General features: G+C 70.0%; 10 protein-coding genes and 1 pseudogene. 4 read left to right on the forward strand and 7 right to left on the reverse strand.

Annotation, left to right across the window (positions count from 1 at the left end; all coding sequences use genetic code 11):
• The first annotated feature begins 327 nt into the window (after positions 1 to 327).
• The 3 genes from ACLJQF_RS34835 to ACLJQF_RS34845 all read left to right on the forward strand — a co-directional run bounded on the left by ACLJQF_RS34835 (position 328) and on the right by ACLJQF_RS34845 (position 5,044).
• On the forward strand, positions 328 to 3,207 hold the full coding sequence (locus ACLJQF_RS34835; protein ID WP_211231804.1) for an ATP-binding protein: 2,880 nt from the start codon (positions 328 to 330) through the stop codon (positions 3,205 to 3,207).
• Between the two features lie 119 nt (positions 3,208 to 3,326).
• The gene (locus ACLJQF_RS34840; protein ID WP_169523933.1) at positions 3,327 to 4,400 is read left to right on the forward strand and encodes a sensor histidine kinase; all 1,074 of its coding nucleotides are present in this window, start codon (positions 3,327 to 3,329) and stop codon (positions 4,398 to 4,400) included.
• Positions 4,397 to 5,044, forward strand: a complete 648-nt coding sequence (locus ACLJQF_RS34845) for a response regulator (protein WP_020638745.1) — start codon at positions 4,397 to 4,399, stop codon at positions 5,042 to 5,044. Before ACLJQF_RS34840 ends, ACLJQF_RS34845 begins: the two co-directional genes overlap by 4 nt.
• A gap of 448 nt (positions 5,045 to 5,492) precedes the next feature.
• Here ACLJQF_RS34845 and ACLJQF_RS34850 read toward each other — a convergent pair whose 3' ends face one another.
• The 6 genes from ACLJQF_RS34850 to ACLJQF_RS34875 all read right to left on the reverse strand — a co-directional run bounded on the left by ACLJQF_RS34850 (position 5,493) and on the right by ACLJQF_RS34875 (position 11,233).
• Positions 5,493 to 6,191 (reverse strand): S1 family peptidase, encoded by a 699-nt coding sequence (locus ACLJQF_RS34850; RefSeq protein ID WP_410614575.1) that lies wholly within the window; start codon positions 6,189 to 6,191, stop codon positions 5,493 to 5,495.
• A gap of 349 nt (positions 6,192 to 6,540) precedes the next feature.
• Entirely contained in the window at positions 6,541 to 7,023 is a 483-nt protein-coding gene (locus ACLJQF_RS34855) for a poly-gamma-glutamate biosynthesis protein PgsC/CapC (RefSeq protein ID WP_020638743.1), read from the reverse strand.
• Entirely contained in the window at positions 7,017 to 8,198 is a 1,182-nt protein-coding gene (gene pgsB, locus ACLJQF_RS34860; RefSeq protein WP_020638742.1) for a poly-gamma-glutamate synthase PgsB, read from the reverse strand. The genes ACLJQF_RS34855 and pgsB overlap by 7 nt, the downstream gene beginning before the upstream one ends.
• Positions 8,195 to 9,298, reverse strand: coding sequence for a HAMP domain-containing protein (locus tag ACLJQF_RS34865; RefSeq protein WP_043790664.1), 1,104 nt, complete (start codon positions 9,296 to 9,298; stop codon positions 8,195 to 8,197). Before ACLJQF_RS34865 ends, pgsB begins: the two co-directional genes overlap by 4 nt.
• The gene (locus tag ACLJQF_RS34870) at positions 9,282 to 10,313 is read right to left on the reverse strand and encodes a hypothetical protein (protein WP_026468117.1); all 1,032 of its coding nucleotides are present in this window, start codon (positions 10,311 to 10,313) and stop codon (positions 9,282 to 9,284) included. Before ACLJQF_RS34870 ends, ACLJQF_RS34865 begins: the two co-directional genes overlap by 17 nt.
• A complete protein-coding gene (locus tag ACLJQF_RS34875; RefSeq protein ID WP_020638739.1) occupies positions 10,310 to 11,233 on the reverse strand; it encodes a hypothetical protein in 924 nt (307 codons plus the stop codon). Before ACLJQF_RS34875 ends, ACLJQF_RS34870 begins: the two co-directional genes overlap by 4 nt.
• A gap of 358 nt (positions 11,234 to 11,591) precedes the next feature.
• Here ACLJQF_RS34875 and ACLJQF_RS34880 point away from each other — a divergent pair, with 358 nt between their 5' ends.
• Positions 11,592 to 13,727, forward strand: coding sequence for a hypothetical protein (locus ACLJQF_RS34880; protein WP_410614576.1), 2,136 nt, complete (start codon positions 11,592 to 11,594; stop codon positions 13,725 to 13,727).
• Between the two features lie 170 nt (positions 13,728 to 13,897).
• Here the strand turns inward: ACLJQF_RS34880 and ACLJQF_RS34885 are convergent.
• Positions 13,898 to 14,544: pseudogene (locus tag ACLJQF_RS34885) on the reverse strand (AI-2E family transporter); the annotation flags it as partial.
• Between the last annotated feature and the right edge of the window lie 102 nt (positions 14,545 to 14,646).

The raw sequence follows: 14,646 nt of genomic DNA on the forward strand, positions 1-14,646 counted from the left end.
GGCGGATTTCCCGTTGTTTCGGCGCTCGGGAGCACACGACCCCGCTGGAGTTCAACGGGTCGCTCGGGGTTCACGGGTTGTTTACCGGTACCCCCCGGACAGTCCGGTCGTCGGCCCATGGCGGGCCCCGCACCTCGGCCCCGGCGCGAACAACTAGTGGGTCATGGCGTTTGCGCTCCGTTTTCACGCGGTGGAGTGAGCGTGACCGCGCCGTCGTGCTCTCGAACGATCCAGACGATGCGGGTCCTGCGCAGGCCGCAGCAATGGGGAACGGATTTGAGTGGGTAGTATGCGCAAAAGATGGGTATGCGGGAGGACGGTGACGCGGTGGATCGGAATGCCGGATTTGGCCGGGGTTTCGCATTCGTCGGCCGCCGTCACGAACTGGGGCAGCTGGTCGATGCGGTCCGGCGCGCACCGGCCGTGGTCGTGGTCGAAGGCGATGCCGGCATGGGCAAGTCCCGGCTGGTGCGTGAGGCCACCACGATCCTGGAGCGGGAGGGGTGGCGGGTGGTGACCGGCTTCTGCCACCCGCTGCGCGAGCCGTTGCCCTACGGGCCGGTGGTGGAAGCGCTGCGCAAGGTCGGCCCCTGGCTGCCGGGTGCCGAGCTGCCGCCCACTGCCGGTGCGCTGGCACCGCTGCTCCCGGATCTCGCCGGCCTGCTGCCGCCCGCACCGCCGACACCGGACGATCCGGGCGTCGCCCGGCACCAGCTGATCCAGGCCGTGCGGTCGGTGCTCGCCTCGCTCGGCCGGGTGATTGTGGTCGTCGAGGACCTGCACTGGGTCGACGACGCCACCCGCGAGCTGCTCGTGATGCTCGCCCGCGACCTGCCCGACCACCTCGCCCTGGTGCTGACCTGGCGCGCCGAGGATCGGTCCTGTGTGCTCGGTGGCGCCTGCCGCCCCACGGTGATCCGGCTGGCGCCGCTGACCGAGACCGACGTCGCCGAGCTGGCCGGGGCCGTGCTGGGTGCCAGGGCCACGCCGGAGCTTTGCGCTGTGCTGCACCGCCGCAGCGAGGGGTTGCCGCTGGTCGCCGAGGAAGATCTGCTGACCTTCCGCCACCAGGAGCGCCAGGACGCCGCCGCGCTGGAGCACGCCGACGTGCCACTAGGACTGCGCGCGGCGATCACCGAGCGGCTCGTCGCCCTGTCACCCGCAGGGGCGGCGGTGGTCGACGCGGCGGCCGTGCTCGCCGTCCCCGCCACCGAAGCGCTGCTCACGGAGATCGCCGGGCTGGATCCCGAGCAGGGCGCTCAGGGCCTGATCGACGTACTGGACGCCGCCGTGCTGAGGGAGGCCGGCACGGGCCGGTACGGCTTCCGGCACGTGCTGGCGCAGCAGGTCGCCTACCGGCACATTCCCGGCCCGTGTCGCATCCGCCTGCACCGGCGAGCCGTCGAGGTGTTCGAGACCCACGATCCGGCGCCGCTGGTGCAGGTCGCGCACCACACGCTCGCCGCGGGTGACCACGAAACCTGGCTCGTGCGCGTGGAACAAGCGGCCGACCAGGCCGTGGCGCTCGGTGACACCGGCACCGCCGCCACCCTCCTGCGCCAGATCCTGAACCGGCAGGACATCGGCGCCGACCGGCGGTCCAGGGCCGCGCTCGGACTCGCCAGGATTGCCAGTGCCGGCGTCGACTACGCCGCGACCGCCTCCGTGCTCACCGCCGTGCTCGCCGACCACCGGCTGCCGGAGGAGGTCCGCGGCGAGATCCGCCTCGGTCTGGGGCTGATCATGCTCAACCTCGCGGGCGACCCGGCGGGTTTTTGCGAGCTCGAACGCGCCGTCGAAGAACTGGGCACACTCCCGCGCAAGGCGGCCAGGGCCATGATCGCGCTGGCTTTGAACGAGTACGACGGTGCCGCCGCGCACGCGTGGGAGTGGCTCGACCGGGCCGAGCAGGCCGTCCGCGACAGCACTGACGAGACTGACGAGCCGGTTCGGACAGACGTCCAGGTCACCAGGCTCATGCTGATGGCCAGGGCCGGCGATCCCGCCGTGTGGCCGCTGGTGGACCGGCTGCCGCGCCGGGACGCGGCCGAGCCCGTGCTGCGTCGGATGTGCCAAGCGCTGTACAACCTCAGCGAGGCGGCCCTCCAGCTCGGCCACGACCGGCGCGCCCGCGGCCTGATGCTGGAGAGCCAGGATCTGGCCGCCCGCACGGAGAACGCCCCGCTCGAGTGCCTCACTCGCGTCAGGCTGCTGCGCACGGACTGGCTGGCCGGTCGCTGGGTCGGTCTGGACGAGCAGTACGACGTGCTGTGCCGGGCCTATCCCGACGTCCGGCAGGCCGACCTCGACCGCGCCCTGTACCGGGGACATCTGGCGCTCGCCCAGGGCAAACACTCCCAGGCACTCGAGCACTTCGCCGCCGCCGGGCGTGGACGTGAGACGTCCGAGGCGGACGTGAGCATGAGCATCGCCGCCGGCCTCACCGCGGTGCGACTCGCACAGAACGACCCGCGGGCGGCGTGGGCGAGCGCCGAACCCGCGGTGACCATGCTGCGCCGGCTCGGCAGCTGGACGCGCACCACGGGCCTGGTCCCGGTCGCGGTCGAAGCCGCACTGGCCGGCGGACACCGCGAGGAAGCCGAGCGGCTGGTGGCCGATGCCGCACGCGGTGTGCGGGACCGGGATGCTCCCGCTGCCACGGCCGAACTCGAGCTCGCAGCCGGACTGCTCGCGCGGGACAGCGCACCGGCCACCGCCGCCGAGCACTTCGCCACGGCCCGCGCCGCGTGGCAGGACATCGGCAGGCCCTACCACGCGGCACAGGCCGCGGAACAGCTCGCGAACGCCTTGGTGCGCTCCTGCCCCGAGGACGCGGCCGCGCACCTCACCGAAGCCGCGCACGTCCACAGCGGACTCGGCGCGATCGCGGATGCCATGCGCTGCCAGCACACTCTGCGCGCGCTGGGGGTCGAGGAATCGGCCAGGCGCGGACGCCGGGGGTACGGCGACGAGCTGTCACCCCGCGAGCTGGAGGTCGCCGAACTCCTCAGCCGCAGCGCCACCAACGCCGACATCGCCGAGACCCTGTTCCTCTCGCCCCGCACGGTCGAGAAGCACGTGGCTCGAATCCTGGCGAAGCTGGGCACGGACCGCAAGGGCGTCCGCACCACCCTCGCACCATCGACCGGCATCGACCCGGTGGGCCGATCATCCGACACGTTCACCGCGACAACCGACCACAGCTGAACTCGGCGTAACGAGCGGAGAACTCTGGGCAATGCCTGGCCTTGCGGGTTTCGGACCTCCGGCAAGCGCGCCGGATGGGCCTCCACGCGAGCACTCGGGCAGGTGTCAAACTGGTGGCCGTGGACAGTTCCGTTGTCGAGTGGTTCCGGGCCCGGTGGCATGGCCTCGGCCGACGCAGCCGGGAGCTGATCGTCGACGCGGCGGTCACCGGGAGCTGCGTCACGCTGGGTGTCGTGCTGGCGGCCGGGGCCGAGGAGGCGTGGTGGAACGCCGGCGCTGCCGCCTTGCTTGCGGCGCGGCGGAAGGCGCCTTCGGCGGTGCTGCTCGCGATCACGGCGCTCGTTGCGTTCTCGCCTTCCGACGCCATCGTCGTGCCGATGTGTGCCCTGTACGCGGTCGGTGCGTTCGGGCGTGCGGTTCCCGGTGCCCTCGCGGTCGTCGCGACCGCGGTGGTGTTCGCGCTGCCGGCGCCGGATATGCCGGATGTACCTGATCCTGACGGCACCCTGTTCGTGGCCGAGGTGGGGGTGCAGGTGCTGGTGCCGCTCATGGCGGGCGCCTACGTCCGGCGTTCCCGGCAGATGGCGGCGATCCAGCGGGACCTGGTGCTCACGCAGGAGCGCGACCGGATCGCCCGCGAGATGCACGACGTCCTCGGGCACAAGCTCAGCCTCATCGCGCTGCACGCCGGGCGGCTCGAACTCGGCGGCGCCGCGGACGCCGAGACCGCGCGGCTGCTGGGCGGGACCAGCCGCGCCGCCATGCATGATCTGCGGCAGATCGTCCGGGTGCTCGACGCCGAACCGGTCACAGTGGACACCCTCATCGATTCCTCCCGCCGCGCGGGCTTGCGCATCGAGTCCACTTTGCCCGGTGACCTCCACGAACTCCCTCCCGAACTGGCCGACGTCGTCCGGCGCGTCGTCCAGGAGGCGCTGACGAACGTGCACAAGCACGCCGGACCGGTGGACGTCGTCGTCGAGTTCCGGGTGGTCGACGGCCGGGCGCGGCTGCTGATCCGCAACCGTCCCCCGGAACAGGCGCCGAGCACGCAGGGCACCGGCACCGGCCGGGGGCTGCGGACGCTGGCCGCGCAGGTCGCGGCGAGGGGAGGCCGGCTGACCTGGGGCGCCGACGCGGACGGCGGCTTCGAGGTGGCCGCGGAGTTCCCGGCGACTGTGGGTGCCCGGTGATCTCGGTGGTCGTCGCGGACGACGAGCAGCTGATCAGGGCCGGCGTCCGGGGGCTGCTGGAGACGGCGGGGGACATCAAGGTCGTCGCGGAAGCCGGGAGCGGGTCCGAGGCGCTGCGGCTGGCGCACCGCCACCAGCCGGACGTCCTGCTCCTGGACATCCATATGCCCGACGGCGATGGCCTGGCCACGGCCGAACTGGTTGGCCGGCACGTGCCCGCCACGGCGGTCGCGATGCTGACCGCCTTTTCCGACGATCGGTATGTCCTGCGGGCGCTGCACGCCGGCGCCGCCGGGTTCCTGCTCAAGGACACCGAACCGCGGGTGTTGCTCGACGCCGTGCGGGCGATCGCCGCCGGTAAGGGGTACCTCTCGCCGCAGGTGACCTGTGCGGTGCTCGCGCGGTTGCGGGACCGCGACCCACGGCGTGCCGAACGCGCCCAGGCCCGGCTTGCCTCGCTGACCGGCCGCGAACGTGAAGTTCTGCGGCCGCTCGCTCAAGGCCAGTCCAACGCGGAGATCGCCCGTACTTGCCGGATGAGCGAAGGCTCGGTCAAGGCGCACATCAGCCGCATGCTGGTGAAACTCGAGTGCGCCAACCGCGTGCAACTGGCCCTGATCGCCTACGAGGCTGCCGAAAGCTGACCGGCCGGGTCCAGCCGGGCGTCGGTTCCCGGATGGACGGTGGTTACCACGGGCACCGGTCGCGATCGTAGTCGTGGGCCTTGCCCTCTTTCTCGTGCCGACCGCGAGCACGACTGGGTACCCGAGACCGGGAAGACCGACCTTCTTGCCGATGTGCAGCAGCTCGCAGAAGGTGCGCCGGGCGCCGGTGTCGGTCTGCTCACGGACGGTGTACCCCGGAGATGATCGATCCGGCCAGGCCCGGCCGAATCAGCGAACAGGTTCCGGAAAGGCTGGCCGACACCTGCCGCGGCGTCTTGGCGAACGCCGGCCTCGAGGCTCGGGGCACTGCCGCCTGAACGCATGCCCGATCCGGGTTCACGCCGGCGCGGTGTCTTGTCCCGGTGGGGGTGGTCTGGCCTCCACCCGGCCCTTGGGGGATCGGTGGGCCGGGTGGAGGTGCGGGGGGCTACGCGCCGGCGGTTTCGCGGATCCAGGCTCGGCTGTTGGCCACGCTGGCGTAGTTCTGTGTTCCGTTGATGTCGGAACCGCTGTTTGAACCGGTGGAGCAGACGCCGACCTGGGCGCCGCCGGCGAGCTGGGGGCCGCCGGAGTCGCCGTGCCACGCGGATCCGTCGACGCCCTGGCTGGCGATCGCGGGTCCGCTGTAAGCGTCGGTGCCGGCGCCGGTGACCTGGACGTTGGCGGTCTTGAGGACGGGGGAGGGCGGGTTGGTGCCCTGGGTGCGGCCCCAGCCGTAGATCTGGTTCGTGTCGCCGACGGCGGGGTCGGAGTCGGCGAGTGTGATGTAGGTGGCGTCCACTGTGGAGCTCAGGTGGAGCAGGGCGATGTCGCCGGTGGGTGGGGTCTGGGTGCGGTCGACGGTGGCTTTGGTGCCCTGGCCGAGGTTGAGGCTGCCGACCAGCACGTACATGGCTCCGTTGGCGAGGCAGTGCCGGGCGGTCAGTACCCACTGGGCGGCGATGATGGAGCCAGAGCACTGGAAACCCACGCTGTTCCAGTAGACCTGGGCGCCCCAGGGGGCATCGGTGGCGGTGCCGCCACCGATGATGTTCGGAACGACAGTGCTCGCCTGCGCGGCGGGGGTGGCGAGTGTTCCGGTGGTGAGGGTCATGGCGGCGAGGGTGGCGGCGACGGTTTTGCGCATGGTGGATCCTTTCGGCGACTCAGTGGGGGCGTCGATTCCGCGGAAAGCCGACCGGGGGTGAGTTGGTTTTGCAACCACTTTCCCGGGGAGAAAAATAAGGACTGTCGCGGACGGTGTTTCGGCGAATCCCGGCTCGGGGTGCGCGGGTAAGTCGAACTTTATCGGCCGGTGCAGGTGGTGGTACCCGACAAAGGTAGGAGCCTGTGCGCAGGTCTCAGCGTCTTCTCAGTCGTGGCGATTGCGCCGTATCCGGTCCTACGCGAGATCCGCATCGGCCTGGTGGCTGGAAAGCATGAGACGCCGGGCTCGTCTCTTGGTCCCCTGCTTTGCTCGGTCACCGGAAGTCCTTTCAGGAATGCGGCAGGAAGTTGAGCAGGACGCCGGAGAGCAGGACGACGTAGGCCAGCAGCGTGACGATGCCGGTGGAGGCGAGGGTGGCCTTGATGGGCTGGCGGACGCACTGGTAGGCGATCAGGCCGGGCACGATGAAGCCGAGTGTTCCATGGGAGAACAGGAACGGGTGGTCCTTCAGCAGGAAGATGAAGGTCGTCAGCTGGAGGAACACTCCGAGCAGCAGGACGGCGGCGAAGAGCCGCTTGCCGTACAGGATCACCAATTTCTGCAACAGACGCGTGCCGAAGTAGGTGGCGACGGTGACGCCGGCGATGATCCACAGCCTGCGTGGATCGGTGATGGTGGCCAGGGCGAGCCAGCCGGGTGTGATCATCCCGCCGGGGGAGAGGTTGGAGACCAGGTAGCAGCCGAGCGAGAACACCAGGCCGATGGCGATGCCGAGCACGGCCACCTCGGCCGTCACGGTGGCGGTCAGCACTGCATTCCTGCCTTTTCCAGGTGGTGCAAGAGTTTTTCTCCTTGGCCGTGGATGTTGCCGATGGCGACGAGCGAGGCGTCGCGGTCGATCTGGTCGACGATGGTGCGCAGGATCTCCTCGACGGGGCGGTTCGGGCCGCCCAGGTCGAAGGCCTGGCCGCGCCAGCCGGCCGGGATCTTGGCCAGCGCCGACCGGGCGGGGTGGCCGATCACGAACAGCTTGTCGGTGCGCAGTTCGGGCACGATCTCGCCCATCTGGCCGTTGCGTTCGACGCGGTCGGGTCGGCAGTTGACGAGGGTGAAGACGGGTTCCCGGATCTGTCGCTGCTCGATGAGCTGCTGCACGTTCATCACGGTGGAGCGGGGGTCGTTGGCGGCGAACACGTTGGCGAAGCGGAGTGTCTTGCTGCCGAAGTCGTAGGACTCCACGGTGAGGACGCCGGGATCGGGTGGCGCGTCCCACATGCCCTTGAGGGCCTGTTGCCGGGGCACGCCGAGGAGGCGGGCGACTTCGAGGGAGATGGCGACGTTCTCCTTGAAGCTGTGGTAGCGGAATCCGGCCATTTCGCGGTCGGTCACGTCGTCGGAGTTGACGGCGATCAGCTGGCAGGACCGTTTGTCCGCTTCCTCCTGGAGGATGGGCAGGAGGTCGCGTTCGGCCGTGACGCAGATGCCGCCGATCGGCATGGACCGCGACAGGGAGCGGGCGACGTCCTGGAGCGTCGGGCCCATTTCCTGAAGGTGGTCTTCGCGGACGTTGCTGAGCACGCCGATGGTGGACTGGATGAGTTTGGTCTGGTTGATTTCCTGAAGCGGAGGCATGACGGCCATGCATTCCATGACCAGGACGTCCGGCTGCGCGGCGGCGGCCTGGCGGACGATGCCGATCTGCTCGACGACGTTGGCGATGCCGAACTTCCGGTGGACCGGCTCCTCGGTCGCGTCGGGGTGGATGAACCGGGCCGCGGTGCCGGTGGTCTTGGCGACCGTGGCCAGGCCGCCGGCGCGCAACGCTCCCGCGCACAGCCGGGTGACCGAGCTCTTGCCGCGGATGCCGTTGACCAGGATCCGGCTGGGGATGGTGTCGAGGTTGCGTTGGTGCCGGCGCTGCTCGATGATCCCCGCGACGAGCAGCGTGCCGAGCGCGAGGCTGAAGACCGCATACAGGAAGATCATCGGTTCCTCCGGATCAGCTCGCGCCGGACCCGTTCGAGGTTCCGGGCGATGAGGCCGAGCTGGTCGTAGCGGCGGACGATCACCGGGTCGTCGGTGTCGCCGCGGGTGATGCGTCCGGCCGCCCTCGCCAGCGCGGACAACGGGCCGACGATCACCACGTAGAGCCAGCCGAAGACGACGATGGTGAGCACGGCGATCAGGGCCCCGAGCAGGATCAGTTCGCGCTTTTCGTCCGAGTGGGAGAGGGTCAGCGCGGACTCCGACCGGTCGGTGACGACCGTGAGCCCGGTTTGCCGGGTGGGTTGAGTGCTGGTGACCGGCGCCCAGCTGACCGCGTGCCGCTCACCGTCCACCTCGCGCAGCGCGTGACCGGGCCCGCCTGCGGCATCCTTCGCGGCTTGCTCCAGATCCGGGCGAGACAGGGGTTCGAACGCGGTGAAGCCGGTGGTCGCGCCGATGACCTTCCGGTCGGAGTTGAGAAGCCGGGTGTTGCCCGGCCCCGCCAGCGACAGCGGTTTGATCAGCGCGTCCGGCTTGAACTCGGCGACCAGCCGCCCGGCCTTCGCGCCGGTGACGGGAGCGGAGACGAACACCCGCGGTGAGACGCCCTGCGGCGGGCCGACCGCGAGAGCCGGCTTGTCGGCCGTCTTCATCGCTGCGGCGTCGACGTCCTCGCCGGCCTTGGCGCGGACCTCGCCGGTGGGCGAGAGGTACGCGACGCCGCGATAACGATCCCGTGCTGACATCAGCTGCGACAGCAGCTTCGATGGTGTTTCGGCGTCTTTGAGGACCCGGATCCCCGCGGCGACGGCGTTCAGGTCGGACACGCCGCTGTCGAGCGAGTGCTGCAGCTGGCGGGCGGCCAGAGCCGTTCGTGTCTGTTGTTCGGCCGCGACGCTCTCCGGTATCGGGTCGACCAGCCAGGAGGACGGCGCGGTCGCGACCGTGCCCGCGGTACCGAGGAAGAGGGTAGCGCCCAGGCCCCAGGTCAGCAGGGCCAGCGGAAAATGGCGCCTGGGGCGGCTCTCGGCCGCAGGGGCCGTTCTCGGCACCGGGGCGTGCCGGTTCTGCGCGTGATTGCCGTCAGTGCGTGTAGTCATTGCCCCTCGTCAGATTCCGGCCGGACGGTGTTGCCCGGGCGTGGGTGAACGCCATCGCCACGCGTCCTGCTTCACCGTGTTTCGGTGCCTTGGGTACGATTTGGCCGGTTGACTCGGCGACTCGCCATAGCAGCCGGATCTGGCGCAGCACCAGGAAATAGAGGGTCGCGAAACCGATCACGGTGAGCACGGCCAGCAGGGCGGCGACAGTGATGGCTCGCTGACGAGAGGCGTCGGTGGGGGCGACAGTTTCGACGGTCGCCTGGTTCGACACCACAGTCCAGCCGAGCGTGCTCGACGGCGGCTTGCCGCCCAGGGACGCCCAGGCGATCACTTCGTACCGCTCGGCGGTGTGCTGAACCCGGCTGCCGGAGGAACCCTCGCCGGGTTCCATGTCCTGGTCGACGACTCCTTGCGGTGGCGTGCGATCACGGGGGCCGGCAATCACCGAGCCGGATTTGTCCAGCAGCCAGGCGCCTTCCGGGCCGGCCACCGCGAGCAGTTCGCCGAGCCGGTTCGGATCGAGATGCCCGACGAGCAGGTACTTCGCGTCGGCGGCCTTGCCGACCGGCGTGTACTGGACGATTTGCCGGTCGGTGCCGACCTGTGCCAGCCGCGAGCCGGCCTCGCTCGGGAGCGGGTCGCCGAGCACCGCGGGCTGTGCGGGGTCGCCGACCTGGGCCACGACCACGTGACTGGTTCGGTTGACGACGTAGAGAGACTTCCAGATCCGGCCCTTGAAGGGGAGCAGCAACGCTCTGTTCCGCTGGCTCATCGATTCGTCGACGACGGTGGCGATTTCCGCCAGGCTGCTCAGCCCGCCGTTGAGCGACCGGGCGATGGCCTGCTGGGCCGCTACGGTGCTTTCCCGTCTGCTGTCGAGGATGGACTGGGGAACCGGCGAGGAATCCCGCGGGCGGGACATGTAGATCCCGGCGGCGGCCGCCAGTGTCAGGAACAACACCAGCCCGGCGATCCATGGTGCCCGGACGCCCGGTACGCGCCGCGCGCTCATCGGCCGGCCACCTGTTGGGCGAGTGCGGACACGACACGGCCGCTTGCTTCAGCGGTGAACCTGGTGTCCTGGGATACCTCGATGTGCGCGAAGTCGCCACCGTGTTCGGCGACCCATTTTGCCTGGACGTTGGTGGTGGCTTCCAGGCCTTTGCAGCCGGTGACCCATGACAGGCACACCGAGAGCCCTGCTGCCTTGAGCCCCTGGGCGATCCGTTCCACATAAGGGCTGCCGAGTTCCGGACCCGCGGAGAGGACGATATCGCTGTCAGGCGCCGATTCGTTCCGGAAACCGTGCAATTGCATGACCGGAACCTTGCGCTGTACCAAAAGTTCGTGCACCGTCTCGAATACGCTTTCATTCGTGTGGGCCATGTCGGCTTGTCTGTACGGCGCCGCGCGGCGGTGCGCGCCGGCGATCACGAGAACCGAGCCGGGTACCCGCTGGAACAGGGCGATGCCGAGCTGCTCGCTGCCCAAGTCGGCCTTCGGATGGGGGACTTCGATTCCCAAGTGGACGGTGGCGGCCGTGTCGATCAGGATCCGGCCCCATCCGCGTGGCCGGTCCGTGCTGTCCGACACCTCGTAGAAGCTCCGCTTGGTCCCGGTGTCGACACGCTTCGAGACCGTGTAGCCGACGGAGGCCATTGCCTTTCTCGCATCGAGCGGTTCTCCGTCCAGCACGCGCCGAACGCCTTCGCCGATCGCCGCGCGCTCGGCGGGAGACGGCTTCGAGTAGCCGGATTCAGCCGACATCCCCTCCGCGAACTGGCGGACGTCGGCCGCCAGGTCGATCTCGCCGGCGTCGAGCTGCTCCGGCTTGTCGGTCACGCCGGGCACGAGGAGCAGGACGAGGGCCACCGCGCTGGTCACCACCACGACGCCGGTCGACACCCACATGGCCGTGCGGGAGTGCTTCATGAATTCGACATTCCACGATCACGCGCTCCGGCGCAGCTGGATGTAACTATCTTCCAGCCCATGCCCGACCGTCGGCTGGCCGAGCGCCGCCGTAGTGCGCCGTTCCGCCCACGCGAGACCGGACGAGCCCCTGCCGGCCCTCTGTGAGCGCCCGGTTCAACGTGGCGATGACGAAGTTTGCGCTGGACCGGGCACGTCACTGTCCCTGGCGGACGCGGAACCGGCCGTTCGTCGCGTATGGGCTGGAAGATAGTTACATTCGATTGCGCTGGGACGGGTGCTCGTGAAAAGTCGAATTCGTGAGGCAATCCCGCACGGCCATCCGGGTGTCGGCCTTCGCGCAGCAAGCGGTCTGCCGATGAGCGGGCGGCGCCTTCCCAGCCTGCGGGCACCTTGGGTCGCCGGGCTGATGTCGTTCCTGGTGCTGGCGTCCGCCGCGGCAATCTGCCTGTCCCGCACCGGGGATTCCGCTCCGGTTCCCCAGTCGGTGCTTGACAGCAGGCAGGAAAGCACAGAGGCGGCGCAGGAAGCGATTTCCCGGTCACTCGACGGCGGGTTGGGCAGCCTGGCGGAGATCGCCGCGGTCGTCGAGGAATCGCTGAGCCGGCCGGACCGAGCTTTGCCGGTCCTGTCCAAGGGCCGGGCCTGGAAGTCGCTCTACGTCGTCGATCGGGCCAGCCGCGAGGTCGTGGCCCAGGCCGGTGCACCGGCACAGCCTGCGCTTCTCGGCGACCCGGCCCCCAGCGAGGCCGGGATGCGGCTGGCCCAGGTCGACACCGGACGACAGATCGTGGAATACACGCCCATCGGCAAGGCGGCCGACACGAAATACCTGCTCGTCGGGCATGTCGATCCGGACCGGCTCGGCGAACTGCTCGCCGCCGCCGGGCCGGAAGGCGCTTGGCTGCTGGACAAGTCCGGCTCGGTGATCGTCGGCCCGGACAACCGCAGACCCCCTCTGGGAGTCATCGATCCGGGGCTGGAGCCCGGCGCAGCTGCCTCCGGCAGCCGGGCTCAGCACGCTGCCGGGCAGGAGGAGGTGGTCGCCTGGGCAGCCATGGATGGCACGTCTTCTTCGACCGCGCTCGGCTGGACCGTGGCGTCGGAACAGGCGACCACCGAGCCGGCCGCGTTCGCCGAGGCGTCTGGTCGGCGTGCAATCACGGTCGGCGCCGGGCTGGCCGTGCTCACCGTGATCGTTTTCGCCGCCTTCTATCTTCTGCTGCTGCGGCCGATCCGGCTTCTCAGCCGAGTCGCGACATCTTCCCGCCGCACCGCGGCGAAGGCACCGAAGCATGGGGAAGCAGGACGCATCGCGCTGGTGTTGACCCACGCCCGGGCCGGGCGCTCCGGACGATATCGTCCGCTGGCCCTGCTGACCTGGTCCGCCGGCGCCGCCCTCTTTCTCGGCGCTGCGGCCACCGTCACGGTTCTTCCGTCATTTTGGCCGGTCGACGCGATCCCGGCGAGTGTTGCAGCGGAACAACAGTCGCGGTCATCACTGGCTGCTCACCAGGTGCAATCCCTGCTGGACAGCGGCGTATCCGACCTGACCGCCGTGGCAACGGGAGTCCGGATGTCGAAGGACACCGAAACACCGGCGAAGCTCCTCTCCCAGCTGATGTCCACACGGGACCGCTATCGCGGCGTCGTCTACCTCGCCCCGAACGACGAGTTGCGAGCCAAGTCCGGAGAGGACGTCAACGCCGCGGCGATCAAGGCCGCCGACGAACCGGCTCTCGCGGTCGACACCCCGCAGGGCGGCTCACCGCGGGTGTTCGTCTCCGCTCCCGTCACCGGCGAGAAGGCAGGCCGGCTGATCGCCGAGTTCGCACCGAGCGCGCTCAGCGGACCGCTGTCGTCGGCGGGACCCGGCAACACCTGGTTCCTCGACGCCGACCGGGAGGTCATCGGGACGACCACCGCGTCCGGGCTCTCGAGCCGCCCGGACTTGGCGCAAGCCGTCCGGGACGCCGCCGGAGGGCCCGGCCACGCGCTGCGCGACGTGGACGGCGGGCGGCACCTGGTGAGCTGGGCGCCGGTCACCAGCACCCTGCTGACCGGCCTCACCGTCGTCACCGACCGGCCGGAAACGCCGCCGACCCACCTGAACGAAAAACGCGACCTGATCCTGCTCGGGACGCTGATCGCCGTGCTGACCATCGTCATCTTCGCCCGGCTCTACGTGGTGGTCATCAGACCGTTGTCCGCGCTGGCGGAGGTGGCGGAGCGACTCGGCCGCGGCGACACCGGTGCTCCGGTGATCGTCCGCGGTTACGACCAGCTCGGCCTTGTCGCGCGCGGCCTGGAACGAACCCGGCGCGACCTGATCCGATCGATCGCGACGACACCACCCACCGCTCGCCGCCCGACGCCGCGACCGAGGCCGGCGACCGCCACCCACTCGCGCACCGCCGCAGGGCCGCCCCCGCCCAGCTCGCGGAGGACGCCTCGATCACCCACGTCGACGACCACCCGGCGACCAAGACGCTGACCCGCCGGGGCCGCGGACCGGACGCCCCTGCCACGAGTAGTCCACCGAGAACGTCTGGAGGGCGGCTGCCTCCTCGACCGTGACGCGGAGCGGCTCGGAGTCGACTCCGCCGTCCTGGTGCCGGCGGAGCCCAGCTCCGGGCGGTTCCGGCCGATGGTCAGCAGGTGCGGCTATGCCGGGACGGGCCCGCTCTTCGGTGCGTCGATGGCGGGCTCCTCTTCGGACTGTGGGATGCGACGGTCGACAAGCGACCGGATTCCGGTGTTGAGCACGGCCAGCAGCGGCACCGCGAGCAGTGCGCCCGAGATACTGCCCGCAACCAGGCCGACACTGATGGCGAGCACGACGGCCAGGGGGTGCAGCTTTACGGCCCTGCTGAGCAGCAGCGGCTGCAGGATGTGGCTCTCCAGCTGCATCACCAAGACGACGATGCCGAGCACGACGAGGGCGGTCACGAATCCGTTGGTGACCAAGGCGGCCAGCACGGCGACCGCGCCCGCCACGACGGACCCGACGATCGGGACGAACGCGGCCAGGAACACGAGTGTCGCCAAGGGAATCGCCAGTGGTACGTCCACGATCCACAGTCCCAGGCCGATACCCACGGCATCGACCACGGCCACCACCGCGCGCGGACGTAGGAGACCAGTGAGACGAATCCGCGCCGGCCCGCCACGTCGACGCGAGGACGGATGTCCGCGGGAACGCCCTTCACGAGGAAGCCCCAGATCCCGTCGCCGCCGGCCAGGAAGAAGATCGTGATGAAGAGGGTGAGCAGAGCACCGGTGAGGAACTCGCCCACGGCGCCCGCTGTGCTGTTCGGCCGCCCTGCAATGCTCGTGGGATCCGAAGACGTCGAACTCCTGGCAAGTCAACCGGGCCCAGAACGCGGTGCAGATGTTCTCCTTCCTGGGCACCT

Source organism: Amycolatopsis sp. lyj-109 (assembly GCF_046548995.1).
GTDB lineage: Bacteria > Actinomycetota > Actinomycetes > Mycobacteriales > Pseudonocardiaceae > Amycolatopsis.